22 protein-coding genes are annotated in these 26,436 nt (G+C 61.4%); 6 read left to right on the forward strand and 16 right to left on the reverse strand.

What is annotated here, in order from left to right; genetic code table 11:
- Window positions 1–11: 11 nt before the first annotated feature.
- Genes ABFY71_RS16925 through ABFY71_RS16950 form a run of 6 tightly spaced genes read right to left on the reverse strand, consistent with a single transcriptional unit; the run spans window position 12 to window position 5,840 of the window.
- Complete coding sequence (locus ABFY71_RS16925; RefSeq protein WP_305578956.1) at window positions 12–458, reverse strand: phosphatase domain-containing protein; 447 nt, start codon at window positions 456–458, stop codon at window positions 12–14.
- Window positions 455–1,012: a histidine phosphatase family protein gene (locus ABFY71_RS16930; protein WP_305578954.1), complete on the reverse strand. Its 558-nt coding sequence runs from the start codon at window positions 1,010–1,012 to the stop codon at window positions 455–457. Before ABFY71_RS16930 ends, ABFY71_RS16925 begins: the two co-directional genes overlap by 4 nt.
- Window positions 1,009–2,118: an MBL fold metallo-hydrolase gene (locus ABFY71_RS16935; protein WP_305578952.1), complete on the reverse strand. Its 1,110-nt coding sequence runs from the start codon at window positions 2,116–2,118 to the stop codon at window positions 1,009–1,011. The genes ABFY71_RS16930 and ABFY71_RS16935 overlap by 4 nt, the downstream gene beginning before the upstream one ends.
- Window positions 2,111–3,184 (reverse strand): ABC transporter ATP-binding protein, encoded by a 1,074-nt coding sequence (locus ABFY71_RS16940; protein WP_305578950.1) that lies wholly within the window; start codon window positions 3,182–3,184, stop codon window positions 2,111–2,113. Before ABFY71_RS16940 ends, ABFY71_RS16935 begins: the two co-directional genes overlap by 8 nt.
- Window positions 3,172–4,872 carry an ABC transporter permease gene (locus tag ABFY71_RS16945; protein ID WP_347947101.1) on the reverse strand — a complete coding sequence of 567 codons (1,701 nt, stop codon included), beginning with the start codon at window positions 4,870–4,872 and terminating at the stop codon, window positions 3,172–3,174. Before ABFY71_RS16945 ends, ABFY71_RS16940 begins: the two co-directional genes overlap by 13 nt.
- A complete protein-coding gene (locus ABFY71_RS16950) occupies window positions 4,869–5,840 on the reverse strand; it encodes an ABC transporter substrate-binding protein (RefSeq protein WP_347947102.1) in 972 nt (323 codons plus the stop codon). Before ABFY71_RS16950 ends, ABFY71_RS16945 begins: the two co-directional genes overlap by 4 nt.
- Before the next feature lie 172 nt (window positions 5,841–6,012).
- On the opposite strand from ABFY71_RS16950, the gene ABFY71_RS16955 reads away from it, so the two are divergent.
- The 3 genes from ABFY71_RS16955 (at window position 6,013) to ABFY71_RS16965 (ending at window position 7,863) form a co-directional block, all read left to right on the forward strand.
- The gene (locus ABFY71_RS16955) at window positions 6,013–6,780 is read left to right on the forward strand and encodes a DeoR/GlpR family DNA-binding transcription regulator (protein WP_347947103.1); all 768 of its coding nucleotides are present in this window, start codon (window positions 6,013–6,015) and stop codon (window positions 6,778–6,780) included.
- A gap of 118 nt (window positions 6,781–6,898) precedes the next feature.
- Window positions 6,899–7,450 carry a DUF1622 domain-containing protein gene (locus ABFY71_RS16960; RefSeq protein ID WP_305578942.1) on the forward strand — a complete coding sequence of 184 codons (552 nt, stop codon included), beginning with the start codon at window positions 6,899–6,901 and terminating at the stop codon, window positions 7,448–7,450.
- Window positions 7,450–7,863 carry a hypothetical protein gene (locus ABFY71_RS16965; RefSeq protein ID WP_347947104.1) on the forward strand — a complete coding sequence of 138 codons (414 nt, stop codon included), beginning with the start codon at window positions 7,450–7,452 and terminating at the stop codon, window positions 7,861–7,863. The genes ABFY71_RS16960 and ABFY71_RS16965 overlap by 1 nt, the downstream gene beginning before the upstream one ends.
- A gap of 185 nt (window positions 7,864–8,048) precedes the next feature.
- On the opposite strand, the gene ABFY71_RS16970 is transcribed toward ABFY71_RS16965, so the two are convergent.
- Together ABFY71_RS16970 and adh are read right to left on the reverse strand one after the other, a co-directional pair.
- Window positions 8,049–8,438 carry a DUF779 domain-containing protein gene (locus ABFY71_RS16970; protein ID WP_305578938.1) on the reverse strand — a complete coding sequence of 130 codons (390 nt, stop codon included), beginning with the start codon at window positions 8,436–8,438 and terminating at the stop codon, window positions 8,049–8,051.
- Between the two features lie 139 nt (window positions 8,439–8,577).
- Window positions 8,578–10,098 carry an aldehyde dehydrogenase gene (adh, locus tag ABFY71_RS16975; protein WP_347947105.1) on the reverse strand — a complete coding sequence of 507 codons (1,521 nt, stop codon included), beginning with the start codon at window positions 10,096–10,098 and terminating at the stop codon, window positions 8,578–8,580.
- Window positions 10,099–10,301: 203 nt separating this feature from the next.
- Here adh and ABFY71_RS16980 point away from each other — a divergent pair, with 203 nt between their 5' ends.
- Both ABFY71_RS16980 and ABFY71_RS16990 read left to right on the forward strand, forming a co-directional pair.
- Window positions 10,302–12,149, forward strand: a complete 1,848-nt coding sequence (locus ABFY71_RS16980) for a sigma-54-dependent Fis family transcriptional regulator (RefSeq protein ID WP_347947106.1) — start codon at window positions 10,302–10,304, stop codon at window positions 12,147–12,149.
- A 576-nt stretch (window positions 12,150–12,725) separates the two neighbouring features.
- Window positions 12,726–13,157 (forward strand): Rrf2 family transcriptional regulator, encoded by a 432-nt coding sequence (locus ABFY71_RS16990; RefSeq protein WP_347947119.1) that lies wholly within the window; start codon window positions 12,726–12,728, stop codon window positions 13,155–13,157.
- Between the two features lie 447 nt (window positions 13,158–13,604).
- Here the strand turns inward: ABFY71_RS16990 and mog are convergent, their stop codons facing one another.
- Genes mog through ABFY71_RS17030 form a run of 8 tightly spaced genes read right to left on the reverse strand, consistent with a single transcriptional unit; the run spans window position 13,605 to window position 25,478 of the window.
- A complete protein-coding gene (gene mog / locus ABFY71_RS16995; RefSeq protein ID WP_305578932.1) occupies window positions 13,605–14,126 on the reverse strand; it encodes a molybdopterin adenylyltransferase in 522 nt (173 codons plus the stop codon).
- Window positions 14,127–14,130: 4 nt separating this feature from the next.
- Window positions 14,131–15,141 (reverse strand): GTP 3',8-cyclase MoaA, encoded by a 1,011-nt coding sequence (moaA, locus tag ABFY71_RS17000; RefSeq protein ID WP_347947107.1) that lies wholly within the window; start codon window positions 15,139–15,141, stop codon window positions 14,131–14,133.
- 11 nt (window positions 15,142–15,152) lie between these two features.
- Window positions 15,153–16,028, reverse strand: a complete 876-nt coding sequence (locus ABFY71_RS17005; protein WP_347947108.1) for a peptidylprolyl isomerase — start codon at window positions 16,026–16,028, stop codon at window positions 15,153–15,155.
- Between the two features lie 5 nt (window positions 16,029–16,033).
- Window positions 16,034–16,735: a respiratory nitrate reductase subunit gamma gene (gene narI, locus ABFY71_RS17010; RefSeq protein WP_305578926.1), complete on the reverse strand. Its 702-nt coding sequence runs from the start codon at window positions 16,733–16,735 to the stop codon at window positions 16,034–16,036.
- A 1-nt stretch (window position 16,736) separates the two neighbouring features.
- Complete coding sequence (gene narJ / locus ABFY71_RS17015) at window positions 16,737–17,447, reverse strand: nitrate reductase molybdenum cofactor assembly chaperone (protein WP_305578924.1); 711 nt, start codon at window positions 17,445–17,447, stop codon at window positions 16,737–16,739.
- Window positions 17,444–18,988: a nitrate reductase subunit beta gene (narH, locus tag ABFY71_RS17020; protein WP_347947109.1), complete on the reverse strand. Its 1,545-nt coding sequence runs from the start codon at window positions 18,986–18,988 to the stop codon at window positions 17,444–17,446. Before narH ends, narJ begins: the two co-directional genes overlap by 4 nt.
- A complete protein-coding gene (locus ABFY71_RS17025) occupies window positions 18,985–22,731 on the reverse strand; it encodes a nitrate reductase subunit alpha (protein WP_347947110.1) in 3,747 nt (1,248 codons plus the stop codon). Before ABFY71_RS17025 ends, narH begins: the two co-directional genes overlap by 4 nt.
- 11 nt (window positions 22,732–22,742) lie before the next feature.
- Entirely contained in the window at window positions 22,743–25,478 is a 2,736-nt protein-coding gene (locus ABFY71_RS17030; RefSeq protein WP_347947111.1) for a nitrate/nitrite transporter, read from the reverse strand.
- Window positions 25,479–25,724: 246 nt separating this feature from the next.
- Between ABFY71_RS17030 and ABFY71_RS17035 the strand changes: the two genes are divergently transcribed.
- Window positions 25,725–26,423 (forward strand): cyclic nucleotide-binding domain-containing protein, encoded by a 699-nt coding sequence (locus tag ABFY71_RS17035; protein ID WP_305578236.1) that lies wholly within the window; start codon window positions 25,725–25,727, stop codon window positions 26,421–26,423.
- The last annotated feature ends 13 nt before the right edge of the window (window positions 26,424–26,436 follow it).

The raw sequence follows: 26,436 nt of genomic DNA on the forward strand, positions 1-26,436 counted from the left end.
GCGTCCTGACTTCAAAAGTCCCCGGAGGCGCATTGAAGGCAGGTCAGGCCGGCCTCGCGCCAGAAGGCGACGACCGAGGAGCGATCGTCCACAACCAGCCAGGGTTCATATCCGTCTCTGCGGATACGCTGCAGCGCCATGGCTTTGGCATCAGGATCAGCCAGCGTGTCTTCGTCGCCTTGGCGCAGGTAAACCGCGTCAAACGGGATTTGAGCCTGATGCAACCACTCTTCCGTACGCTGCTGCCAGCCAACCGGCCGGCCCGAACAGATGACGATCCGCTCGCCCTGAGCCTTGAGGTGCCGCAGCAGCCGGACGATGGGGACGATCGGCAGGGCATCGGCCATGGCGTCGTGAAAGGCGTCCCAGTGTTTTTCAACGCCATGGACCAGATGACCGAGCCGATCAGCATCGAACGTGGCCAGCGTTCCGTCCACGTCGAAAATCACGCAATTCATGAAAATGTTCCTTCCGCAACGAGCGGATGTTCATGCCACTGGCCAGTGGCGTGAGTGTAGAGCAGTGGGGTGGTATTGGGCGCCGACGGACCCGTTGCGTCATACCCCGTAAGGGCACGGGCGGCCCGGATAACGCCGGAATGGGCCACGATGACGGGCAGATTCCCGCCTGCCAGGGTCATGCCTTGGCCAATCGCCGCTGCCATGCGCGTCAGGGTCGCCTGCCAGGCCTCGCCACCTTCAGGCGTAGAGGTCCGTAGCGGCAGGTCTGCAATGGGCCGGCCCTCGTAGATGCCCCAGTCGCGCTCGCGGAGATCGTCCACGACATAGGCGCTCAACGAAGGGAAGGCGAGCAATGCGGTGGCCCGGGCGCGAGCCTGTGGGCTCGTGAACAGCATGATTGGCTGGCCGAAGGACTTGCCCGCCAGCGCTCTTGCGGCCCGGCGCCCACATTCGGTCAGTTGCGCTTCCGTGCGGCCCGCAATGATCCCGTCGCGATTGGCGTCCGTTTCCCCGTGGCGAATAAGCGCAAAGGCGCGCTGGGGCAGGATCACAGCAGGGTTCTCCCGGCGAGCATCGCTGGGAAACCGGCCTGTTCGCCGTAGGCTGCCGGCTCGCGGCAGAAAAGTGGCGCAAAACACTTCGCGCCGAGCCGCGCCAGCATCAGTTTCTGGTCTCTCAGCGGGGGGTGTACGTTCCAGCGCGTGAAGAGGCCGCCTAGAGCAGCCACGTCACGGGCGTGAGCGGTCATATGCCCAGTAAAGAGCACGACGCCGCTTTGCCCAAGAGCGCCGCTGTCGCGCCAAGCCTGGACGGTCTTCCAGGCCATGCCGTCGTCGGCATTGGGCGTGTCACAGATCAGGAAGCGCGCCGATGGGTCGAACGGCTCTTCCAGAAGCGGAACGATCTTGTGCGCGCTTGGCGAAACGCCACCGGATTGCAGTCCGTCCAGCAGTGCAGCGCGGCAGGTGTCGTCCAGGGAAACCGTACCCCGGCTCATCAGGTGCAGCGCCAGTTCACCGGCCCGACCGGAGGGCGGCACTGGAAACAGCACCTGCACGGCCGGATCGAGCCGGTCAAGTGAGGCATCGAGCGCCGCCTTGCGCGCCGATTGCGGCACCGGGTCCAGGTGATAGGACGCGTCGATCAGGGCCGTTCCTGCCGGTGGAGGCATGTCGAAGGCGAACCACTCGGATTCTTCGGACCAGTCGCCCGAATAGAACAATGCTTCACTGCCCAGGGCGAAATGCAGCCACACGCCGCCAAGAGCATGTCCGTTGCGTCCCGTGGTTACGACGACACCATCGATTGTCACCTGTCCCCGCTCCGGGAGGAGGTGCAGATCTGCTCCGTTTGGAAGGACCCGCGCGGTTTGTGCCGTGGTGTGGATCGGAAGCCGGCCTGCAATCACGTGTTCTGCGCCGCCGATATGGTCGATGTGGTCATGGGTGATGAACACGGCATCTGCACCATCGAGCCATTCGACCTTGAAGGGCGATGTCGGCTCGGGGCCGAAGCCCACATCCAGCAGCCAGAGTTGGCGACCGGTCCATAGCCGAATGCAGGCGGGCCCCTTCTCGCCAAGACCGGACAGGACTTCAATCCAGGGTGCGGTGCCGCGTGTTTCCGTGGCCGGGCTCGGCGCCGGTTTATCAAGCATACTCGTCACCCTTGGCCGCCGCCAGGCCGGCGGGGTCGCAGAATGCCCAGGGGCTGTGCAAGGAAAGCCGTAGTTCTTCGCCGATACTGGCTCGCATGGGCGTATGGGCGATCAACGTCGCCCCCTGAGCTTGAAGGGATAGCCGGAAGCGACCGCCCTGGTAAGTGCAGGTGGAGACCCGCGCGGTGATCGGACCATCCGCATCGAGCCGCACCTGTTCGGGGCGAATGCAGATATGGGTGGGGGTCATGCCGTGACCGCGCGCTTCGATCTCCTGACCAAGCGCCTGAACGACCACCGTCCCGGCCGCCGGCGTCCCGGCGCGGTCCACTTTCACCACCGCACCGTCGCCAACGAAGCTGGCGACGAAGCAGTCCTGTGGCTGGTCGTAAAGGGCTTCGGGCGCCGCAAACTGCCGAATGCGGCCCTTTTCCATGACCGCCACGCGGTCGGCCAGGGCAAGTGCCTCGGTCTGGTCGTGAGTGACATAGACCATGGTGGCGCCGGTGCGCCGGTGGAAGGCCGCGAAGGCCTCCTGCATGGCGCCACGCAGGGCAAGATCAAGATTGGCCAGCGGCTCGTCCAGCAACACGGCCTGCGGATCGGCAACCAGGCACCGAGCCAGTGCAACCCGCTGCCTCTGCCCGCCCGAAAGCTGGGCAGGGGCTCGATCGGCGAAGGTGGAGAGCCCTGTCAGTTCCAGCGCTTCGGCAACCCGGCGCTTGCGCTCGTCTGCGGCAAGGCCCCGCACCTCGAGTGGATAGGCAATGTTGCCCGCCACGCTTTTGTGCGGCCAGAGGGCGTAGGACTGAAAGACGATCCCGATATTGCGCTCTTCGGGCGGCACCAACGTGTTCCGGTCCGCGAGCACCCGCCCGCCAAGGGTCACACGGCCCCTGTCCGGGGATTCGAAGCCGGCAGTCAGACGCAACAAGGTCGTCTTGCCGCATCCAGACGGACCGAGCAGTGCCACAAACTCGCCTCTGGCGATTTCTGCGTCGATGCCGTCCAGGGCCGGAGTGCCGTCGTAGAGCTTGGAAACACTTGAGAAGGTCAACCCTGCCACGGCACGGTTCCTTTCGGTAAGCGGGAGGCAGAGAGCTGGACGATGGCCATCAGGGCGATCACCACCGCGACGATGGACGTAGCGAGGGCCGAAGCCATCACCGTGTCGCCGCTGTCCTCAAGGTTGAAGATGACCACGCCCAGGGTTTCCGTGCCGCCGGTCCAGAGTAGCGCCGAGACGGTCAGCTCGTTCACGGCGGTCAGGAAGACCAGGATGGCGCCTGCTGCCGCTGCCGGTGCCGAGAGAGGCAACACGATGTCGAAGAGACGGCGGCCCAATCGCGCGCCGGAGCTGGCGGCAGCCTCCTCCATCGCCGGATCGAGTTGGCCAATCGCTGCCTGGACCGGTCGAAGCATGACGACCAGGAAGCGGGAAAGGTAAGCGAGCAGGATGATGGTCAGCGTGCCATAAAGGGTGATGCCGAACGGCAGGCGCATGAAGGCGAGGATGCAGGAGATCGCCAGCACCACGCCGGGCAATGCATAGGGCAGGTCCACCAGCGCATCGATAGCGCGGGTCAGCCTTGTGGGGCGGCGGTTCATGAGCCAGGCCAGGGGAACGCTGACCGCCATCAGGATCACTGCGGCGGAGGTGGCGAGCAGCAGCGAATTGGCGTAGGCGCGGCGCGTGACGGGCTGGTTAAACAGCACTTCGACCCAAGCCTTCAAGGTTGCGGTGTCTGGAGTCAGCGGTACACCGTAAGCAGGAATCAGCGACGTCGATACAAGGGCCAGCAGCGGCACCACCAGGGTCAGGAAAATGAAACTCCAGAGGATGATCTCGACCAGTGGCCGTTTGCGTCCGAGCGAGAGAACCAGCGGCTGGGACGCCAGCCCGACTAGGCCATAGGCGCGACGTCTCAGGAACAGACGACCGGCAAGGACACCCGCAATGGCGACCACCCCGATCAAGAGCGCCAGCACGGCGACTTCCGCCAGCACGGATTGTCCCATGCCGACCAAGCGCTGATAGATCAATGTAGGCAATGTGGAATAGCGGGCTGGAATGCCGAGCATGGCCGGAATGCCAAAATTGCCCAGAGCGGTGACAAAGGTCATGGCCGCGCCCGCGGCAAGGCTCGGGAGACTGAGCGGCAGCACGATCTGCGCCCAGACACGCCAGCTTCGTGCGCCGGAAATGCGCGCGGCTTCCACCAGATCTCCGGGGATCATCCGCAGGCCGGCGCGCAGGATGAGGAAGATGATCGAGGCATGCTGGATGCCTAGAAGCAGCGAGATGCCCCAGGCTGAGTGAAGGGGCTGAGGGCTGCCCAGTGGCGGGGCAATTCCCAAGGTCTTGAGCAGCACCGAGGAGGGGCCGGTGGCCTGCATCCAGGCCAGCGCGGTGATCTGCGGCGGGATCATCATCGGGATCATGAGGCAGAAGACGAGCGCCGCCTTGGCGCGGATGTCGGTGAGCGCCACCATGAAAGCAAAGGCCGATGCGATGATGATCGACAACAGCGTGCCGGCACCAGCCGTAATCAGCGAGTGCTGCAACGCGGTCAGCGTGCTGGGGCGCCCAAGGACCTCGGTGGCATGGACAAGCGTCAGCTCGCTGCCGATGCCAAAACCCTCGCCCAGTAGGCGCAGCATAGGGCCCAGGGCGATCAGTGCGACCGGCAGCAGCAATAGGGAGATCAGCCGGTCCGGAGACCGGCTGATCTTATTTGCGGACGCGGCGATCATTGCACGCCAAAGATTTCCGAGAAGCGGGCCTTGTTCGCTTCGGTATCGGCGAGCGCCTTGGCGGCGTCGAATGCCATCAGCTTGAGGCTGTCGCGGGCGGGGAAGCCTTCGGGGCTTTCCATGCCGTTGCGGGCGGGGATGTAACCCATGTCGACGACCAACTGCTGGCCCTCTTCGGAGAGGACGAAGTCGACGAATTTCTGGGCCGCTTCCTTATTGGCGGCGCCTTCCATGATCGCCACCGGCTCGGTTACATAGGTGAGGCCTTCGGAGGGGAAGACGAAGTCGACGGGCGAACCTTCGGCCTTGGCCCGCAGGGCCATGTAGTCAACCAGAACGCCATAGGGCTTCTCACCCGCGGCAACGGCTGTGAACACGCCGCCATTACCACCCTGGGCGACGGTCTCGTTGGCGGCCAGTGCCTCGTAGTGCTCCCAGCCCAGCGCCGGATTATTGGTGAGGGCGGCGAGATGGATAAGGGCGGCGCCAGAATAGAGCGGCGAGGGCGAAGCGATCAAACCCTTGTGTTCGGGCTTTTCGAGATCACCCCAGGAGGTCGGCACATCGGATGCTCCAGTGTTGTAGACGATGCCGGTGGTGATCAGCTTGGTGGAGTAGTAGTAGCCATCGGCGCTGTAGAGAGCCGGGTCATAGCTCTCGGCCTCGGGTGAAACATATGAGGCGAGCTTGCCTTCCTGCGCCATGCCCTCGAGCGTCACCGTGTCGGCAATCAGCAGCACGTCCGGCTGGGCGACGCCGGCGTCCATTTCGGCTGCCATGCGGGTCATCAACTGGGTGGTGCCATCGCGCACCCACTCCACGGTGATATTTGGGTTTTCCGCCCGGAACGCATCAACCGTCTTCTGGGCATCTTCGTTGGGCTGCGAAGTGTAGAGCCTAAGCGTTTCGGCCGAAGCAACGGCTGGCAACGAGAGCGAAAGCATCAGCGCAAGGGCAAGGCGGGACATCGTCATCTCCGAGAGAATTGTTTTCGAACGAAAGCTTCGCGCTGTCGTCGGTTGTGTCTCTACCTGCGGCTCATGACGATGAGGTGACGATTGCCTTGATCGGCAGAATTTATAGGCTTGGATGTTTCAAGGTGGCTGACTATGCTGACGGCTTTCAGAGCTTCGAACGAAAATGAAAAACTCGGATATCGCTCGCCGTCATGATCGCATTCTAAGCCTATTGGCCAGCCATGAATCGCTTTCGGCCTTAGCGCTGGCCGATCTATTGTCCGTTTCGGTGCAGACGATCCGCAGCGACCTGCGCATGCTGGACGAAGAAGGAGCGGTCAGGCGCCGCCACGGCGCCGCGCATCTGCTGACGCCTCGCGACAATATCGGCTATGAGCCTCGGCTGGAGGTGTCGCGAGATGAAAAGTCGAGAATCGGTGACGCGGTTGCCAACACTATTGCGCCGGGTGCGACCATCGCCCTGGGTACCGGCACGACGGTTGAGGCTTGCGCGCGGGCCCTGGCACACCACGAGGGTTTGACGGTATTCACCAACAGCATTCACGCGGTTCTTGCGCTGCATCTGGCGCCGAAGGTTTCCGTGTCGTTAGCCGGTGGAAATGTGCGGCTGCGGGATCTGGACTTCATCGGCTTAGAGAGCGTGGATTTCTTCGCTGGCCTGTGTCTCGACTACGCGGTCTTCAGCGTCGGAGGGCTCTCGCCTGCGGGAGACATGCTGGACTTCAACATGGCGGAAGTCCGCGCCAGACGCGCCATTTTCGACTGCGCGCGTCATCGCATCCTGGTTGTGGATCAATCCAAGATCGGGCGCCCTGCACCGCACGCATATGGCAAGCTCTGGGAGGCAGAAACCATCGTGTGCGGTCGTGAGCTTGCGGGAAACTTGCAAGATGAAATGAGGCTTGCTGGCCACACGACGATCAAAGTCTAAGGACGGCACCAGCCCTTATTGCTATTTGAAGATGGGTGCTAGTGCATCATCGCCCTGATTGGCGAGGCCATAATTACCAGAGCCGCTTCCGACCCATGCACGAACAGGAACGCGGCAGATGGACCAGCTTTTCGCCCAAACCTTGCACTTTGCCACGCGGACCATTGAGGTCGTCGGCGTTCTCGTAATCGTGGTCGGCATCGTGCGCGCGGGTTTCAACTATGTTCGTCACCCCTCGGCCAGAGATGCCTACCGCCAAGTTCGCTGCACACTCAGGCGCACCATCCTCCTCGGTCCTGAGCTCTCAGTGGCTACCGACATTGTCAACACGGTCACTATGGAGCCGTCTTGGGACAGCGCATTGGTGCTCGGCGGAGTCGTCTTGATCCGCACCTTCGACAAGCTCTCCGATGTGAGCCGCGGTGACCGGGAAAACCCGGCGGAAGCCTTGCTGCCGTTTTTGGAGCCGGCGACGGCTGGACGGGTGCGTGAGCATTTCATGCAGGTCGATCTCGACCTGCGGTTCGTCAATTGGGTGCTGCGCGGCAACCATCTCGACAAGGTGCCCAGGACCGTCCGCGACCGCTGCAAGGTCATTCAGATCCCGCCGCTGACGTCCAAGGATCTGGCCGCTGTGGCAGCCGCATGGTTGGGCCGGACATCATCCTGATGCCGGAGGGGAAGCGTCATGCCGAAGGTCAGCAGGCCTATGCTGCGGCCCTGGCAGAAAAGCTCCAGGCCAAAGCGCCCGGCCTCCCTGAGAAGATCCCCAGCACAGTCGCTTCCGACGCCGATCTCCACCTTGTGTCTGCAGAGTGGAGTGCATTGGCCAAATTGGTCGGGGCACGGGACCTGCAGCAGTCCATCCAGGATGAGCTGCCGCGGCTGCTGCTCTGGCTGCAGGCCATTGAGCGGCTGAACAACGCCACGGGACAGGACAAGGAAGTGACTGCCAAGGTGGTGGCGGCTTGTGCCGCGGCAGTTCTCACCTTCCGCACGGGAAAGCACTGTGCACCGGCCGCGGGGTTCAACGCCGATCGGCAGAGGGGTTACGACCTTGAGGCCAGCAAGTCTAGGACTTGAGCGACTGCCAATGCCGTCTGCGGGGTCAAATTTGGATCAGTATTCACATCATTGGGGTTCATCCCGGCTGCCGATGCCGGCCCAGTGCCGGATGGAGGCTCGCTCCCGAAATGCGAGTGACGGACGCTGCAGCCCGTGGGATTTAGGCCTCCGACTGGCCCGAGCAGGGGCCGAAATGCCTGGATTTACAAAGGAGGTGAATCCGCGCCCAGCGGTTTTTTTCTCTCGTTCTCGTCATCGGTGAAGAGCCTGGACCGGGTGAGGAAACGGCGCTCGGTGCCATTGTCGAGGCTAAACATTCCCCCGCGTCCCGGGATGGCGTCGATGATGAGTTGGGTATGCTGCCAATATTGGAATTGGCTTGGCGACATATAGAACGGCGCCCCACCGATCTCGCCCATCCTGACGTCCCGGTCGCCAAGGATGAAGTCGCCATCGGGGTAGCACATGGGCGACGAACCATCGCAGCACCCTCCCGACTGGTGAAACATCACCTTGCCATGGCGTTTTTCGATTTGGACGATCAGCTCAAGGGCGGCAGGGGTTGCCACCACGCGATCCACGTAGTCGGTCATGACCTTCTCCCAAAAGCGTCGCTCCGGTGGCCGCTTGCCTTGGGGGAGAGTTAGGGGTGGAGGTCAAGCCGCCCACCGGAATGAACTGGTGCGGCGAGGGCGACCAGCGGCGGCCCTCGCCTGACATCGACCGCCAAACCTAGAAAAAGCCCAGCTTCTTGGGCGAGTAGCTCACCAGCATGTTCTTGGTCTGCTGGTAATGGTCGAGCATCATCAGATGGTTCTCGCGGCCGATGCCGGATTGTTTGTAGCCCCCAAAGGCCGCATGGGCCGGATAGGCATGGTAGCAATTGGTCCAGACGCGGCCGGCCTGGATGCCGCGGCCAAACCGATAGGCCCGATTGGCATCCCGGGTCCACACACCTGCTCCAAGGCCGTAGAGCGTGTCATTGGCAATTTCGAGGGCTTCGGCATCGTCCTTGAAGGTGGTCACCGAAACGACCGGCCCGAAGATCTCCTCCTGGAAAATGCGCATCTTATTATGGCCTTCAAAGACCGTTGGCTTGACGTAGTAGCCGCCCGCCAATTCGCCTTCGAGATTGTTGCGCTCGCCGCCGGTCAGGACCTTGGCGCCTTCCTGTTTGCCAATGTCGAAATAGCTTAGGATCTTTTCGAGCTGCTCGCTCGACGCCTGCGCGCCGATCATGGTGCTCATCTCGAAGGGTGAGCCCTGTTTGATCGCTTCCACCCGCTTGATTGCTCGCTCCATGAACCGGTCATAGACCGACTCCTGGATCAGCGCGCGACTGGGGCAGGTACAGACCTCGCCCTGGTTGAGTGCAAACATGGCGAAGCCTTCAAGCGCTTTGTCGAAGAAGTCATCATCCTCGGCAAGCACGTCGGCAAAGAAGATATTGGGTGACTTGCCGCCCAGTTCCAGCGTCACCGGGATCAGGTTCTGGCTGGCATATTGCATGATCAGCCGCCCTGTCGTCGTCTCGCCGGTAAAGGCGATCTTGGCGATACGGTTGGAGCTGGCCAGCGGCTTGCCCGCTTCGAGCCCGAAGCCATTGACGATATTCAGGACGCCCGGCGGCAGGATGTCCTCGATCAACTCCATCAGGAACAGGATCGAGGCCGGCGTCTGCTCGGCTGGCTTCAGGACCACCGCATTGCCGGCAGCTAGCGCGGGCGCCAGCTTCCACACCGCCATCAGGATCGGGAAATTCCATGGGATGATCTGCCCGACCACGCCGAGCGGTTCGTGGAAATGGTAGGCGACCGTGTCGTTATCGATCTCGGAAATGCCGCCTTCCTGGGCCCGGATCGCCCCGGCGAAATAGCGGAAGTGATCGATCGCCAGGGGAATGTCGGCCGCAGTCGTCTCGCGGATCGGTTTGCCATTGTCCCAGGTTTCGGCCAGCGCGATTTCGTCCAGATGCTCCTCCATCCGGTCGGCGATCTTGTTGAGCATGACGGCACGCTGCGCCACCGAGGTCTTGCCCCAAGCCGGCGCCGCCTTGTGCGCCGCGTCCAACGCTTTCTCCACATCCGCGGCCTTTGAGCGCGCTACTTCGCAGATTACCTGACCGGTAACGGGCGAAGTATTTTCGAAGGTCTCGCCATCCAAGGCGTCCAACCATTGTCCGCCGATGTAATTGCCGTATTTGGGCTTGAACGGAGATTTGGTCCGCTGGCCCAGGAATTCCGGTTTGTTCATGGCATCCTCCCTTGTTTTTGTATGCCCGACATCTTGCAATTGCCATGCCAGCACCGGCTAAGCAGTTGATAAGAAGGCCGAACTATTCGTGACATGCAATGTGCTGGACGCATCGGGAGTTCGGATGCAACACTTTGCCACAACCAGAAGGGATGGCCGGTGCAACACCTGTTGCAAACTGCCACAACTGGGAGGAAACGAGCATGAACCTTGCGTCCAACGCGGCAATGTCTGTAGCGCGCGAAAAATTCTTCTCTGGCCATGCGTTACCCGAGGGGCTCGTCCCGGCGCCTATCCTGCGCTCGTGGCAGCGCTGCGCCGAACGGGGGCTCGATGCCGGCAGTACCATCCGCGCCGAGGCCATGAGCGCCTCCGAATTGCGCGTTCTGCACGAGCAGAACGAAACGCTTCGCCTACTCTCCCGATCCGAGCTGGTCTCCCTCCGTACCGAGGCCAGGCTGACCGACAGCGTCGTCATTCTTACCGACGCCAAGGGCCTCGTGCTGGATACCGCCGGCAGCCCCGAATTTGTCGGTCAGGCCGCCGCGGTTTCGCTCCGGCCCGGCGTCGCCTGGTCCGAAATGTCTACCGGGACCAATGCCATCGGCACTGCGCTTGCGGAGCGTCGCGCAATCGAGGTTCATGGCGCCGAGCACTTCTTCGAGCCGCACCGCATTCTGCATTGTACCGCCTCCCCCATCTTCGACCCCTATGGCAAACTTGCCGGTGTGCTCGATATGTCGGGCCACGCCTCGGCCGAGCACACCCACGCCATGGGTCTGGTTCGGCTCGCTGTGGAGCAGATCGAGCACCGCTTCTTCAATCGCCGCTTCGACGAGATGACAGTCGTCCGCTTTCATCGATCCGCCGACCTGCTGGGCACAGCTCGCGAGGGCATTCTCGTCTTCGACGGCCACAGGCTCATCGCCGGCAACCGCCGCGCCCTTCACCTCGTTGGGCTCGACCGCAAGGCATTGCGGCAATCCAGCCGTGAGGAAATCTTCGAAGGCGCCGGCCTGGTCATCGATCACGGCGAACTGCGCGCCCGCAATGGCGAACGCTATTTCGCCGCGGTGTCGCAACCCCGCTCCACACCCTTGCACATTGCGGGCACCCTGCCCCGTGTTACAAAGCCGAAGCGTAACGCGCCCTTCCTCACCCAACAGACGCGCACCGATCTCGCCAAGGCGATCCGCCTCGTCAATGCCCAAATCCCATTGCTGATCGCCGGAGAAACCGGCGCTGGCAAAGAAGTATTCGCCCGTCACCTGCACGCCCAAACCATCCGCGCCGGCAAGCCCTTCATCGCCATCAACTGCGCTGCCCTCCCCGAATCCCTGATCGAGGCCGAGCTGTTCGGCTACGAATCCGGCGCCTTCACCGGCGCGAAGAAATCCGGTGCAAAAGGTCTCGTACAGCAAGCCGAAGGCGGCATTCTATTTCTCGACGAGATCGGGGACATGCCGCTGCTGCTGCAATCCCGCCTGCTCCGTGTGCTGCAGGACAAGGAAGTCGCGCCACTCGGCGGGGGTAAGCCGCAAATGGCCGATTTCGTGCCCATCTGCGCCACCAACCGCAATCTGAACGCCATGGTCGATGCTGGCACTTTCCGCGCCGATCTCTATTTCCGCATTGCCCAATATACCATCGCCCTGCCATCTCTGGCAGATATGCCCGACCGGCGTGATCTGGTCGAGACGCTATGGTCCCAATTTGCTGAACAGCATAGACCGCTGACCCCAGAGGTGCGCGACCAGTTAGCGGACCATCATTGGCCAGGAAATTTCCGAGAGCTGGTCGGCTGCCTGCGGTCCATCGCGGCGCTGCATGATCCGGACGAGCCGGTTTTGGCCTCGGCTCTTCCGCGTTCCGGCCATCCGGTTGATGCGCCTGCATCTGCGATCAATGGCGACCTAGGGTCGCTGACGGACATGGCGATGCGGAGGGCCGTCGAGCAACATAGAGGAAACCTGTCCGCCGCAGCTCGTGCCCTGGGCGTTGACCGCTCCACTCTTTATCGCCGCTTCGTTTGGAGGGACGGTCGACCCTAGCAAAACGGATCGGCTCTCAAAGTGCTCGCTAACTGAGGCCGCTTCTGGCTGGGATAGAACGTGACCTCTAGGGGGACATGGCGACCTTGGTAAGTCTCGCCGCGGGCCATGATCGCCCAGACCACGCGAGCCATTTTGTTGGCCATGGCTACACTGGCCACGCACGCCGGCTTTCTGGCAAGCAACGCCAAGAGGTGAGGTCTGCCGCCTCGGGCTTGTGCCTGGCTCGGCGGATCAGTGAGGTTGCACCTATCACCAGGAGCTTTCTCAGAAAGTCATGTTTTGGTGCGACAGGACGACGCCGGGCCCAGGGCGGACGCAGCGTCCCTCCAGGAACCGCTCCCGAACTGTCTTGACGCCCCTACGGGCCATTCCCTGCCAATGGGCAGAGCGGCCGCTGCAGTTGAGCCCGAAAACCGGGCGGACAAACTGCCGGGAGAATCATCTGCAGACGCTCCCGTCCCGCAGCAGACAAAGTCCCTCGATCATTCTGCGGCGCCGAGAGGTTGAATTTTTATTGTTACGCGCGATCTTGGTTTGGGTCCGATGGGCGCCCGCGCCATTTTCAGGAATTCCATGCGCCTTACACAATTCACTGACTATGCACTACGACTGCTCATCTATGCGGCGGCATACTCTGATCGTCTGGTCACAATCGAGGAGACGGCCGCGGTCTATGGGATCTCGCGGAACCACCTGATGAAGGTTGCCAACCTGCTTACCCGACATGACTTCTTGAGGGCGGTCAGGGGCCGCACCGGAGGGTTTATGCTGGCCCGAGCGCCAGAATCCATCGGCCTGGGCCATGTAGTTCGCTCAACCAAACCAGACTTTTCCATAGTTGAATGCTTCGGGGACACCTATCAGTGTCGCCTCACACCAAGCTGCCAGCTCAAGGGAATCCTCGGCACGGCGCTGGCAGCTTTCCTCAACGAGATGGACCGGCACACACTCGCCGATCTCGTGCTAAACCCGGCCCAGTTCGGCATTGAACGCCCCGCAGCCTGACCAAACATACCGCGCGTTGAGGTGCGACTCGCCAACCGCTGCTGGCCCAGGAGACCCACATTGTTAACGACCGTGTCGACTGCGAAGTCGAGGTGCCGGTGTCCCCGAAGCGCATCGCCACAGTGCCGCTCCCGCACGATAATCAAACTACGCGGGCGATCTTCTTAACTGAAGGCGCGTCGCCGGTTGGAAGGCGGCATAGCGGCGATAGCGTTTACTGAACTCTCGCACAAATGCGTAGATGTTGGAGGCCCGGAACTGGACCGAAGAGGCAGAGGGCGGACATGACAATGTCACCCGCTCCAGAGACCCTGAATAGAGGAACAAGGACTGGGAGCCTCGATATCCCGGTCATCAATGACCTCGCGGTCACATCAGGCGTCACCAACCAACAAATCCGCTGCAGTCAGCCACCAATTTTGGCGCCAGCTTGCCGCTCCGATCCCGTCAGCTGTTGGGTCGATATGCGGCCACAACGAGCGGATCCACGTCTATCCGCCCCGCGCCGATCAGGTCGAGACAATAGGGAACGGCGGGGAATACGGTCTGCAGACACAGATTGATGGCACCGGGACTACCCGGAAGGTTGATGATCAACGTCTTGCCCCGGACATAGGCCGACTGCCGAGACAGTATGGCAGTGGGCACCTGCTGGAAGCTGACGCGCCGCATCAATTCGCCGAACCCGGGCAGTTCCTTGCTTGATACCGCCTGCATGACCTCGGGCGTCAGATCGCGCGGACTGGGCCCGGTGCCACCCGTGGTCAATATCAGGTCAACCTGCAACTCGTCACAGAGCCGGACCACGCAGTCCCGCACCGACTCCAGCCCGTCCGGCACCGTCTCGCGCACCACATCATAGGGCGAGGAAATCGCCGTTTTCAGCCAAAGCGCGATGGCCGGGCCGCTTTTGTCCGCGTATTCACCCCGACTGGCCCGGTCGGAAATCGTCACAACGCCAATCTGCATCTTGCTATCCACCCAGTGCTGACATGGTGCGGGTGACCCCGGAAACACTGGTGTCGGCAATGGCGAAGCTGTGCCGCTCCGGCTTCGCCGCCACCGCCTGGCGGATCAATCCCTCGACCTCGATATTGCTTTCCGAGCCGCGCAGGGCCGCGCGCAGATCAACAGAGCCCTCCTGCCCCATGCAGGTAAACAGCTGGCCGGCACTACTGACCCGCGCCCGATTGCAGCTGTGGCAGAAATTGCACGACATTGGCGTGATCAACCCCAACCTCCCGCCGGTCTCGGCCACCCGCAGATAGCGGGCCGGCCCACCGGTCGCATCGGCCAGTGGCGACAATGTCCAGCGCGTTTCGAGGTCCTGGCGCAATTGTCCCAGCGGCAGATATGTGTTGGCCCTATCGAAGCCTGCCAGGCCAAGCGGCATTTCCTCGATCAGCGTCAAGTCCATGTGCCGGCCATGGGCAAAGCGGATCAGGGCATCAACTTCACGCTCAAAACTGCCGCGCATGGCAACAGCATTGAGTTTGACATGCAGGCCCGCGGCCAATGCCGCCTCGATCCCCGCCAACACCCGTTCGATCTGCCCGCCCCGGGTAATCTGCCGATAGCGCCCGGCATCCAGCGTGTCGAGCGAGACATTGACCCGCCTGACGCCAGCAGATGCCAGCATGGTGGCATGCTGGGCCAACTGGGTGCCATTGGTGGTCAACACCACTTCATCCAGATCGTCATTGCCGAGATGGCGGGACAGCGCATTGAACAAATGCCCGATGCCCTTGCGTACCAGCGGCTCGCCGCCGGTAATCCGGATCTTGCGCACGCCGAGGCCGATAAAGACCGTGCTGAGCCGGTAAAGCTCCTCCAGCGACAGCAGCTCACGACGGGGCAGAAAGGTCATGTCCTCGGACATGCAATAGGTGCAGCGTAGATCGCACCGGTCGGTCACCGACAGGCGCAGATAGGTGACCTGCCGGCCAAAACGATCAACCAGCGGCCCAGCTCCCTCATGGGTCATGCGCTATGCCTTTACTGAACCAGCGGCCCGTCGGCAGCATTCATGTTGATCCCGGTGATGTCAGCCTTGCTGGCAAGAATGCTGACATATTGCGCCACGGCCCGGCTCCAGCTCGATGCTTCCAGCCAGGCAGCAATCCGGGGCTCGACCATGCCGAACGGCAATTGCTTGCCTTCAACGATGCGCTCGAGACGGATGATATGATAGCCAAACTGGCTGGCGACCGGGGTGGGGGCCAGTTGCCCGGGCTCAAGGGTGAACAGGGCAGCCTCGAATTCGGGCACGGTTGATCCCTTGGTCAACTGGCCCAGACTGCCCCCCTGCCCCTTTGACGGACAGGCGGAAAATTCAAGGGCCAGTTCGGCAAAGCGCCCTGGCGCCTCGGCCAAAATGCCCAGCACGGCTTCGGCCTGGCTCTTGGCCTGTTGCCGCTTTTCGGGCGCAGACTCGGGCGCCGCAAACAGGATGTGGCGGGCTTCATAGAGCGTTTCCGAGCAGAATTTGCGGGGGTTGGCGTCGTAAAACCGACGACACGCTTCGGTATCGGCACTCGGGGTATGGACCTCTGCATCGAGCAGGCCGCGGATGGCCGCCTCTTCATCGGTTTCGCGCTTGCCGATCGCAACGCTTTCGGGCGTCACCACAATGCCTTTTGCAGCCGCTTCGTTCACCAGCAGCGCCCGCACTACAAGGGCCCGCGCAGCGGCATCGAACGCGGCCGCAGGCGATGATGCGGGATGATGCTGGGCCTCGTCACGGATGGCGTCTTCGGTGATTTCAACGCCGCCAACCGAGATCTTCGCATGTGGCTTGGCGGCAGGCCGAGGCGGCACTTTCACCTTTCCGGTGGGCACGACGGTGTTTGTCAGATCAAAAAGTGTTGTCATGAGTGCTACTCCGCCGGATTGCGACGTTTGGTGCGGACGATCTGATAGCCTGGCCGCCAGAAATAGCGGATCGGGACACTCAGCATGTGCACAAGCCGGGTGAAGGGGAAGAGAACAAAGATCGTCAGACCCAGCGTGATGTGTGCCTTGAAAATCAGGTTGGCATCAGCGACGTAGCTTGCGGCGTCCGGATTGAAGGTGAAAATGCCCTGCGCCCAGGACATGAACTTGACCATTTCGTACCCGTCCAGATGCTGCAGGGATATCGAGATGGTACCAAGCCCAAGCGCCAGCTGAACCCACAGGATGACGATGATCATGTTGTCGGCAAAGCTGGACGAGGCGCGGATGCGGGCGTCAAAGAACCGGCGATGGATCAGCAATGTCGCTCCGACAATGCCGGCGATCCCGGCGACGCCGCCAAGAATGATCGCCACCATCTGCTTGGCGCCATGGCTGACCCCCAGCAGGTCCCAGACCCAGATCGGCGTCAGCAGACCCACCACATGGCCACCGAAGATAGCCAGCACGCCGAGATGAAACAGCAGGGAGCCGGCAACCAGTTGCTTGCGCCGCAACAGCTGGCTTGAGCCGGAGCGCCAGGTATAGGGTTCGCGATCATAGCGGATCACCGAGCCCAGCACCAAGACCGTCAGGGCGATGTAGGGATAGATGCCGAAAACAAAGCCATTGAGAAATTCGGTCATGTTACTGTTCTCCCCTGGTCTCGGGTTGCTCCGGCGGGCGTTGGGCGGCGCGCAACTGGGTGCGCAGGCGGTCCGGCCCGCAGGCGGCCCCCTTGCCGGCCATGAAGGTCACGGCTTCCTCTTCCCAGATGTCATCCAGCGCCTGCAGATCGTGCGGATCGTCTTCGGGCTGTTGCCGCAGTTCGGCGACGATGGCCGCATCTGCCTTGCCGCCCGCGATCGCTTCCAGCACCAGCATGGCGTTGGCATAGATCGAGCCGCGCGCTTGTAGCCGCTCCCGCAGAATGGTGTAGATGTGCAGCGTCTGGCCGAGCAGATTGTGGGTCTCCTCGGCCGACTGGGTCGAGAGATATTCAAGAAACAGCGGCAGGTAATCGGGCAGTTCACGGGCGTCGATTTCAAAGCCCTGCGCTTCATACATCGCCGCCAGATCAACCATGGCCTGGCCGCGATCGCGGCTTTCACCATGCACATGCTCAAACAGATGCAGCGACAAGGTCCGCGTCCGGTCAAACAGGAGCACGTAGCGCTCCTCGGCATCATAAAGATCGCGGCCGCAAATATCGTCGATCAGCGCGCCCAGCCAGAGCCGGCTGCGTGCATCAATGCTCGTATCAGCAGCCAGGGCTGCATGCAGTTCCTCGCCGGCTGCCAGCAAATCCTTGCTGGGATAGGACAACAGGACCGAGAGTAGCTTGAGTGCATTGGTCATTTGCCCAGATCTCCGTTGATGAAGGCTGTTGGCGTCTGCACGGTGCGCGGCCGCTTGGCGCCGAAGAGATCGGCGTCCGATGTACCGCCCGAGCAGCCATTGCCGAACGAGAAACCGCAGGAGCCGCGCAGGTCATAGGCATCCTCGCCAATCTCGCGATGGCTGGTGGGGATGACGAAGCGGTCTTCGTAATCGGCGATGGCCATATAGCGATACATCTCGTCGATTATCGCACTGGTCAGCCCGACCCTTTCGGCGATGTTCTCGTCGATCACGCCATCCACGGTTTTCGAGCGCATATAGGCGCGCATGGCGAGCATGCGTTCGAGCGCCGTGATCACCGGCGCGTCATTGCCCGCTGTCAGCAGGTTGGAGAGATAGCGGACAGGAATGCGCATGGATTTGACGTCGGGCAGGCCACCATCCCAGCCGATCTTGCCGGCTTCGGCAGCGGACTGCAGCGGCGAGAGCGGCGGCACATACCAGACCATCGGCAAGGTGCGGTATTCAGGATGCAGCGGGAAAGCCACCTTCCATTCCATGGCCATCTTGTAGACTGGCGACTGCCTTGCCGCCTTCAGCCAATCCTCGGGGATGCCCTGCTTGCGCGCTTCGGCAATGATTTCAGGATCATTGGGGTCCAGGAACACCGAGAGCTGGGCGTCGTACAGGTCCTTTTCGTCGGGTGTCGATGCGGCCTCCTCAATGCGATCTGCATCATAGAGCAACACGCCAAGATAGCGGATGCGGCCGACACAGGTCTCCGAACACACGGTCGGCAAACCGGCCTCGATGCGCGGATAGCAGAAGGTGCATTTCTCGGATTTTCCGGACGACCAGTTGTAGTAGATCTTCTTGTAGGGGCAGCCGGAGACGCACATGCGCCAACCGCGACACTTCTCCTGGTCGATGAGAACGATGCCATCATCCTCACGCTTGTAGATGGCCCCGGAAGGACAGGCGGCAACGCAGGTTGGATTTAGGCAATGCTCGCACAGGCGCGGCAGATACATCATGAAGGTATTTTCGAACTGGCCGTAAATCTCCTTCTCGATGCCCTCGAAATTGCTGTCCACCGAGCGCTTGGAGAATTCGCCGCCAAGGATTTCTTCCCAGTTCGGGCCCCACTCGATCTTTTCCATGCGTTCGCCGGAGATCTTTGAGCGTGGGCGCGCGGTGGGGAAGGCTTCGACTTCACCGGCGGTCTGCAGATGGGCGTAGTCGAAATCGAACGGCTCGTAATAGTCGTCGATTTCCGGCAGGTCGGGGTTGGCGAAGATTTTTGCCAGGACCCGCCATTTGGCGCCGATCTTGGGTTCGATCTTGCCATTGGCCTTGCGCACCCAGCCGCCGTTCCACTTCTTCTGGTTTTCCCATTCCTTGGGGTAGCCGATGCCAGGCTTGGTCTCGACATTGTTGAACCAGGCGTATTCGACGCCTTCGCGGTTGGTCCAGACGTTCTTGCAGGTCACCGAACAGGTGTGACAGCCGATGCACTTGTCGAGATTGAGCACCATGCCGATTTGTGCGCGGATTCTCATTCTGCTGCCTCCAGCTTCTGTTTCAGCGGACCTTCGAGCCAATCGATCTTGGTCATCTTTCGGACGATGACGAACTCATCGCGATTGGAGCCGACAGTGCCGTAGTAGTTGAAGCCATAGGAGAGCTGCGCATAGCCGCCGATCATGTGGGTCGGCTTGATCACCGCCCGGGTCACCGAGTTATGGATGCCGCCGCGGTGGCCGGTCATTTGCGAGCCGGGGGTGTTCACGATCTTTTCCTGGGCGTGATACATGTACAGAGTCCCCTCCTTCATGCGCTGGGAGACCACGGCTCGGGCGACCAGTGCGCCATTTGCGTTGTAGGTTTCCACCCAGTCATTATCGACAATGCCTGCCTTGGCGGCGTCCACTTCAGAGATCCAGACGACCGGGCCACCCCGATTGAGCGTCAGCATCAGCAGATTGTCGGTGTAAGTGGAGTGGATGCCCCACTTCTGGTGCGGCGTGATGAAGTTCAGCACGATCTGCTTTTCGCCGTTCGGCTTGCTGTCGATCACCGGCTTGACCGACTTGGTGTCGATCGGCGGGCGATAGACGCAGAGCGCCTCACCAAAGGCCCGCATCCACAGATGGTCCTGATAGAGCTGCTGACGGCCGCTCAGCGTGCGCCACGGGATCAACTCGTGCACATTGGTGTAGCCGGCATTGTAGCAAACCTTCTCGCTTTCAATCCCCGACCAGGTCGGTGACGAGATGATCTTGCGCGGCTGGGCGACAATGTCGCGGAAGCGGATTTTCTCGTCTTCCTTGGGGAGCGCCAGGTGGGCATGCTCGCGACCGGTGAATTTGCTCAGTGCTTCCCACGCCTTGACCGCCACTTCACCATTGGTTTCCGGCGCCAGCATCAGCACCACTTCGGTGGCGTCGATATCGGTGTCGATCCGGGGCATGCCCAGCGTTGGCCCGGCTTCGGTGACCACGCCATTGAGCTTGCCGAGCGCGTCCACCTCATGCTCGGTGTTCCAGCCAATGCCCTTGCCACCATTCCCCAGCGTATTCAGCAGCGGACCGACGGCCGTAAACCGCTTGTACAGATTGGGATAATCGCGTTCGACGACGACGACATTGGGCATTGTCTTGCCCGGCATCGGGTCAATTTCGCCCTTTTTCCAGTCGGCAACGTCAAAGGGCTGGGCCATTTCACCGGCGGTGTCATGCTGGATCGGCAGCAGCACGGTGTCCTTCTCCACACCCAGCACTTCGGGGGCGATGTCGGAAAAGCTCTTGGCCAGGCCTTTGAAAATTTCCCAGTCGCTCCGCGCCTCCCAGGCAGGATCGGCCGCGCTGGAAAGCGGGTGGATGAAGGGATGCATGTCGGAGGTATTGAGATCGTTCTTTTCATACCAGGTGGCAGTCGGCAGAACGATGTCGGAGTAGACACAGGTGGTCGACATGCGGAAATCAAGGGTCACCAGCAGGTCGAGTTTGCCCTCGGGCGCTGTGTCATGCCAATTGGCTTCCTTGGACTGCTGCACACCCTCCGCACCCAGATCCTTGCCCATAACCCCATGGGTGGTGCCGAGCAGATGCTTGAGCAGGTATTCATGCCCCTTGCCCGAGGAGCCCAGCAGGTTGGAGCGCCAGATGAACATGTTGCGCGGCCAGTTCACCGGATTGTCGGGATCCTCGCAGCTCATTTTGAGCCGCCCCGACTTCAGGCTGGCGGCCACATATTCGGCGGGTGGCTTCTTCGCTTTGGCCGCGGCCTTGGCGATATCGAGCGGATTGGTCTCCAACTGCGGCGCGGAGGGCAGCCAGCCCATGCGCTCGGCCCGGATATTGTAGTCGATCAGGCTGGCGTCCCAATCGCCCTGCGGCGCGGTCGGGGACAGAATCTCCTTCACATTGAGGGTTTCGTAGCGCCACTGATCGGAATGGGCATAGAAGAAGGACGTCCCGTTCATCTGGCGCGGCGGGCGACCCCAGTCGAGGCCAAAGGCCAAAGGCAGCCAGCCGGTTTGCGGGCGCAGCTTCTCCTGCCCCACGTAGTGGCTCCAGCCGCCACCCGACTTGCCGATGCAACCGCACATGATCAGGAGATTGATGATCCCCCGATAGGTCATGTCCATGTGATACCAATGGTTGATCCCGGCCCCCAGAATGACCATTGATCGCCCTTCGGTCTTCTCGGCATTGTCGGCAAACTCACGCGCCACCGCGATGATGTTCTCTTTGGAAACACCGGTGATCTTTTCGGCCCAGGCCGGTGTGTAGGGCACATTCTCGTCATAGGTCTTGGCGACATTGGCCCCACCAATGCCCCGGTCCAGCCCGTAATTGGCCGCCATAAGATCAAATACGGTGGCTACCAATGCCTCGCCGTCATTGAGCAGAACCCGCTTGGCCGGCACGGAACGTACCAGCACACTGTCATGGTCGGTTCCGGCGAAATGGTCATGTTCGCGATTGCCGAAATAGGGGAAAGCGACCTCGGCGACGCTGTCCCGATCCTCGGGAAGGATCAGGCTCAGCTTCAGATGGAGTGGAGCCCCCTTACCGTCTTTCTGTTCAAGGTTCCAATTGCCCGGATCGCCCCAGCGATGACCGACGGAGCCATTGGGGGCCATGACCTGGCCGGTATTTTCGTCGATACCGACGGTCTTCCATTCAGCATTGTTGGTTTCGCCCAGCTTGTCCTTGAAGTCAGACGCGCGAACCAGACGCTCCGGGACCAGGGTTCCATTCTGCTCAACCAGCCGCACCAGCATCGGCATGTCGGTATAGCGGCGGCAATAATCCTCGAAATACTCCGCCTGGCGGTCAAGGTGGAACTCCCTGAGAATGACATGGCCCATCGCCATGGCCAGGGCGGAGTCGGTCCCCTGCGTGGGGTGCAACCAGAGATCGGAAAACTTGGCTGCTTCGGAATAGTCGGGCGATATCACCACCGATTTTGCACCCTTGTAGCGGGCCTCGGTGTAAAAATGCGCGTCCGGCGTCCGGGTTTGCGGAACGTTGGAGCCCCACAGCATAAGAAAGCCTGCATTGTACCAATCGGCGCTCTCGGGCACGTCGGTCTGTTCGCCCCAGGTCTGGGGAGAAGCCGGCGGCAGATCACAATACCAGTCGTAGAACGACAGGCAGACCCCGCCCATCAGCGAGAGATAACGCGAGCCCGCGGCATAGGAAATCATCGACATGGCCGGGATCGGCGAAAAGCCGATAACCCGATCCGGCCCGTACTTGCGTACGGTATAGGCATTGGCGGCGGCGATGATCTCGTTGGCTTCTTCCCAATTTGCCCGCACGAAGCCGCCATGGCCGCGGATCTTGGTGTAGGCACCGCGCTGGCTCTTGTCCTCGACAATGGACGCCCAGGCGGCCACCGGCGTCCGGATCACCCGGGCCGCACGCCAGAGCTTGAGCAGACGCGACCGGATCAGCGGATATTTCACCCGGTTGGCGGAGTACATGTACCAGGAATAGCTGGCGCCTCTGGCGCAGCCGCGCGGTTCATGATTGGGTAGATCGGGCCGGGTGCGGGGATAGTCGGTCTGCTGGGTTTCCCAGGTGACGATCCCGCCCTTGACGTAGATTTTCCACGAGCACGAGCCCGTACAGTTCACCCCATGGGTGGAGCGGACGATCTTGTCGTGCTGCCAGCGCTTGCGGTAGGAGTCTTCCCAGTCCCGGTTTTCATTGGTGGTCACACCGTGACCGCCAGAGAATTTGTCGACATTCTTGCGGGCAAGAAAATTCAGTCGATCAAGCAAAAGAGACATAGTGGGCTCCCTCAACGAGCAATGTTTGGTGTAGCGGTGACAGGGTGTCTCCGTTCGATCTCATGCAGGCTGCCGCCGGGGCGGGTATAGACCCACCAGGTCATCAGCACGCAGGTGGCGTAGAAGATCATGAAGCCCCAAAGCGCTGCCTCGGGGCCACCGGTCATATCGATCGAGGAGCCGTAGGCTTTGGGAATGAAGAAGGCGCCATAGGCGGCAACCGCCGAGGTGAAGCCGATAATGGCCGCACTTTCCTTGTCGCCCTGACGGGCGATTGCCGTCGCATCAAGCTCGGGCATGGTGCGTTTGACTTCCTGATGCATGATCACGGGGATCATCTGGAAGGTGGAAGCATTGCCGACGCCGGTGGCGAGAAACAGCACCATGAAGCAGGCAAAGAAGCCCCAGAACGCGCCGGGTTGCTCTTTGGTGGCGAGGAAATAGATTACCCCGCCGACCGCGATCATCATCGCTACAAAGGTCCAGACGGTGACGCGTCCGCCGCCCCAGCGGTCCGAAATCCAGCCGGTGCCGGCGCGGGACAATGCGCCGACCAGGGGGCCCAGGAAGACAAACTGCAGGGAATTGACCTCGGGGAACTGGGTCTGGGCCAGCAGTGGGAACCCGGCAGAATAGCCGATGAACGATCCGAAGGTGCCGGTATAGAGCCAGCACATGATCCAGTTGTCCTTGCGCCCGAAGATCACCGCCTGATCGCGGAACGAGGCTTTGGCCGAGGCAATGTCATCCATACCGAACCAGGCCAGCAGCGTGGTGACAATCAGGAACGGCACCCAGATAAAGCCGGCATTCTGCACCCACAGGCGCGTGCCTTCATCGACCTGTTGCGGTTCCCCGCCAAGGACGCCAAAAATGCTGGTGGTGATGACGACCGGCACCAGAAACTGCATCACCGAGACGCCGAGATTGCCCAGCCCTGCATTCAGTGCCAGGGCGTTGCCCTTCTCCTTTTTGGGGAAGAAGAAGCTGATATTGGCCATGGACGAGGCAAAATTGCCGCCACCAAGCCCGCATAGCAGCGCCAGCACCAGAAAGATCAGATAGGGCGTTTCCGGATTCTGCACCGCGTAGCCGATGCCGAAGGCCGGCAGCAGCAGGGAGGCCGTGGTAATGGTCGTCCACAGGCGCCCCCCCAGAATGGGCACCATGAAGGAGTAGAAAATGCGCAGCGTTGCGCCCGACAGCCCGGGCAGCGCCGCCAGCCAGAACAGCTGGTCCATGGTATAGTCGAAACCGATCGCCGGCAGCTTGGCGATCACCACGCTCCACACCATCCAGACGGCGAAAGCCAGCAGCAGGCTCGGGATCGAAATCCACAGATTGCGCCGGGCAATCGCCTTGCCTTTGCTCTCCCAGAACTCGGCATCCTCGGGGCGCCAGTCAACAATGGTCTTGGACGCTCCGGGAACCTTCGTGCTGTCGTGAATCGGCTGCATTTCAGGCAGTTGCGGCAGTGTTGTCGCCGTTCCGGCTGCAGCGGATTTCTCCATGGCCCGGACCGTGAAATGCATCCAGAGCATTGACACCGTCGCAATCAGGAACAATAGCGCGAAGGCACTGGTCCAGATGCCGGTGAGATCGTTCATCACGCCGAAGACGATGGGCAGAACAAAACCGCCAAGACCGCCAACCATGCCGACCAATCCCCCGACCGAGCCGACATTTTCGGGATAATAGACGGGGATGTGCTTGTAGACGGCCGCCTTGCCCAGCGACATGAAGAAGCCCAGCAAGAACACGGCAAAGACGAAGGGCACCAGTCCCATTTCCGTCGAGAAGGCGATCGGTCCGTCAATGCCGTGAATGACGTAGTCAGTCTGCGGGTAGGCCAGCATGAAGGTGCACAGCATGGCGACGCCGAAGGTCCAGTACAGGATCGTGCGCGCACCATATTTGTCCGACAGATGTCCGCCATAGGCGCGGAAGATGCTGGCGGGAACCGAATAGAAGGCGGCCAATACACCGGCGGTGCGAATGTCGAGGCCGTAAACGCCGATCAGGTAGCGCGGCAGCCACAGCGCCAGGGCGACGAAGGCGCCAAAGACGAAGAAATAGTACAGCGAAAACCGCCAGACCTGGATGCTCTTGAGCGGTTCGAGTTGTGCCATGATTGACCGAGGCTTCCGCCCGGCCGCCCGGCGCGCCTGCAATGCGGGGTCATCCTTGGCCAGCACGAAGAACAAGACGCCGACTGCCGCCAGCACCAGGGCATAGACCTGGGCCGTCTGCTGCCAGCCAAAGGCCACCAGCAAAAAGGGCGCTCCGAAACTCGTTACGGCTGCGCCCAGATTACCGACACCAAATATTCCCAGGGCTGTGCCCTGTTTCTCGGCGGGAAACCATTTCGACACATAGGCCACGCCCACCGAGAAGCCACCACCCGCCAGGCCTACGCCCAGGGCCGCCACGAGAAACCACTGATAGGTCGTCACGCTCGCCAGCAGCCAGGTGGCCGCCGCCGATGCCAGCATCACCAGGCTGAACACCCGGCGGCCACCATATTGATCAGTCCAGATGCCCAGCAGCACGCGGCTCAGGGAGCCCGTCAGGATCGGCGTGGCGACGAGCAGACCGAACTCGGTTTCGGATAGCCCCAGATCCTGCTTGATCTGCACACCAATGATCGAAAAAATCGTCCAAACGGCGAAGCACACCGTGAACGCAAAGGTACTCAGGCCCAGCGCCGTGCTCTGTTGGCTGCGGGTAACTCTAGTCAGCGTCGTCATGTAATCTGCTCCCCCACGGTGCGCGAACCTGAGCCCGCAGGCCGGTTTGGGAGCAACAATTCAGTTTGATGTTTGCAAGAACTTTGATCTGGATCAATTAATGGAAGTCATGCCGCGAAAACAAGTCGATCACCCCCATGCGTCATCATGGACTGCGCCAATACGACCTGCGAACTTTACAATCGCGTAAGGTGGATGCAAAAATATCAACTAGTAAATTGATGTGCATCAATTGGGGGGACTGCAATGCGCCTGAGTGATTTTCCGCACATCCGCGAGCTGCATCTCTTCAAGAGCATGCGGGAGGACAATTTCGCCACGCTGAGTCAGGCGGCCTATCTGCAGACCTTCCCCGAGCAGGTTCAACTGATCACCGAGGGCGATCGTGCCGATTTTCTGTTCGTGGTGATCGAGGGATGCGTCGAATTGTTTGCCACGGCCAATGGCCGCGAAGCCACCCTGGCCATGGTCCATCCGATTGGCACATTCATTCTGGCTGCCGTGCTCAAGGATGCGGTCAATCTGATGTCGGCCCGCACCACCAAGAAGTCACGCGTGCTGATGATCCCCGCGCAGGATATTCGCACGGCCTTTGAGACCGATGAGGGCTTCGCGCGCGCCCTCGTCGTTGAACTGGCCGATTGCTATCGGTCGACGATCAAGGAGCACAAGAACCTGAAGCTGCGCACAGCGGTGGAAAGATTGGCGAACCGGCTGCTGAAATATCATGCCGACCAGGGTGCCCATGGCCGCATTTCATTGCCCCATGACAAGCGCACGCTGGCGGCCCTGCTGGGGATGACGCCGGAAAATCTGTCGCGCGCCTTTGCAACCCTTCGGCAATTTGGCGTCCATGTCGACGGCGCCACAATCGAGCTTACCGACATCAAGGGGCTGACCGGGCTGGCCAAGCCAACGCCGCTCATCGACGACCGGACCACCTGACGCACCAGCGTCT

It is taken from the genome of Devosia alba (assembly GCF_039938915.1).
Classification (GTDB): domain Bacteria; phylum Pseudomonadota; class Alphaproteobacteria; order Rhizobiales; family Devosiaceae; genus Devosia; species Devosia alba.

Excerpts from the sequence above, each read along its gene's own strand:
- ABFY71_RS16945 (WP_347947101.1), bottom strand. The coding sequence starts at position 4,872 with ATGATCGCCGCGTCCGCAAATAAGATCAGCCGGTCTCCGGACCGGCTG.
- mog (WP_305578932.1), bottom strand. The coding sequence starts at position 14,126 with ATGCAGATTGGCGTTGTGACGATTTCCGACCGGGCCAGTCGGGGTGAA.
- ABFY71_RS17025 (WP_347947110.1), bottom strand. The coding sequence starts at position 22,731 with ATGTCTCTTTTGCTTGATCGACTGAATTTTCTTGCCCGCAAGAATGTC.
- ABFY71_RS16980 (WP_347947106.1), top strand. The coding sequence starts at position 10,302 with ATGAACCTTGCGTCCAACGCGGCAATGTCTGTAGCGCGCGAAAAATTC.
- adh (WP_347947105.1), bottom strand. The coding sequence starts at position 10,098 with ATGAACAAACCGGAATTCCTGGGCCAGCGGACCAAATCTCCGTTCAAG.
- ABFY71_RS16950 (WP_347947102.1), bottom strand. The coding sequence starts at position 5,840 with ATGTCCCGCCTTGCCCTTGCGCTGATGCTTTCGCTCTCGTTGCCAGCC.
- ABFY71_RS16990 (WP_347947119.1), top strand. The coding sequence starts at position 12,726 with ATGCGCCTTACACAATTCACTGACTATGCACTACGACTGCTCATCTAT.
- ABFY71_RS16970 (WP_305578938.1), bottom strand. The coding sequence starts at position 8,438 with ATGACCGACTACGTGGATCGCGTGGTGGCAACCCCTGCCGCCCTTGAG.
- ABFY71_RS17005 (WP_347947108.1), bottom strand. The coding sequence starts at position 16,028 with ATGACAACACTTTTTGATCTGACAAACACCGTCGTGCCCACCGGAAAG.
- ABFY71_RS16965 (WP_347947104.1), top strand. The coding sequence starts at position 7,450 with ATGCCGGAGGGGAAGCGTCATGCCGAAGGTCAGCAGGCCTATGCTGCG.
- moaA (WP_347947107.1), bottom strand. The coding sequence starts at position 15,141 with ATGACCCATGAGGGAGCTGGGCCGCTGGTTGATCGTTTTGGCCGGCAG.
- ABFY71_RS16935 (WP_305578952.1), bottom strand. The coding sequence starts at position 2,118 with ATGCTTGATAAACCGGCGCCGAGCCCGGCCACGGAAACACGCGGCACC.
- narJ (WP_305578924.1), bottom strand. The coding sequence starts at position 17,447 with ATGACCAATGCACTCAAGCTACTCTCGGTCCTGTTGTCCTATCCCAGC.
- ABFY71_RS17030 (WP_347947111.1), bottom strand. The coding sequence starts at position 25,478 with ATGACGACGCTGACTAGAGTTACCCGCAGCCAACAGAGCACGGCGCTG.
- ABFY71_RS16925 (WP_305578956.1), bottom strand. The coding sequence starts at position 458 with ATGAATTGCGTGATTTTCGACGTGGACGGAACGCTGGCCACGTTCGAT.
- ABFY71_RS16960 (WP_305578942.1), top strand. The coding sequence starts at position 6,899 with ATGGACCAGCTTTTCGCCCAAACCTTGCACTTTGCCACGCGGACCATT.
- ABFY71_RS17035 (WP_305578236.1), top strand. The coding sequence starts at position 25,725 with ATGCGCCTGAGTGATTTTCCGCACATCCGCGAGCTGCATCTCTTCAAG.
- ABFY71_RS16955 (WP_347947103.1), top strand. The coding sequence starts at position 6,013 with ATGAAAAACTCGGATATCGCTCGCCGTCATGATCGCATTCTAAGCCTA.
- narI (WP_305578926.1), bottom strand. The coding sequence starts at position 16,735 with ATGACCGAATTTCTCAATGGCTTTGTTTTCGGCATCTATCCCTACATC.
- narH (WP_347947109.1), bottom strand. The coding sequence starts at position 18,988 with ATGAGAATCCGCGCACAAATCGGCATGGTGCTCAATCTCGACAAGTGC.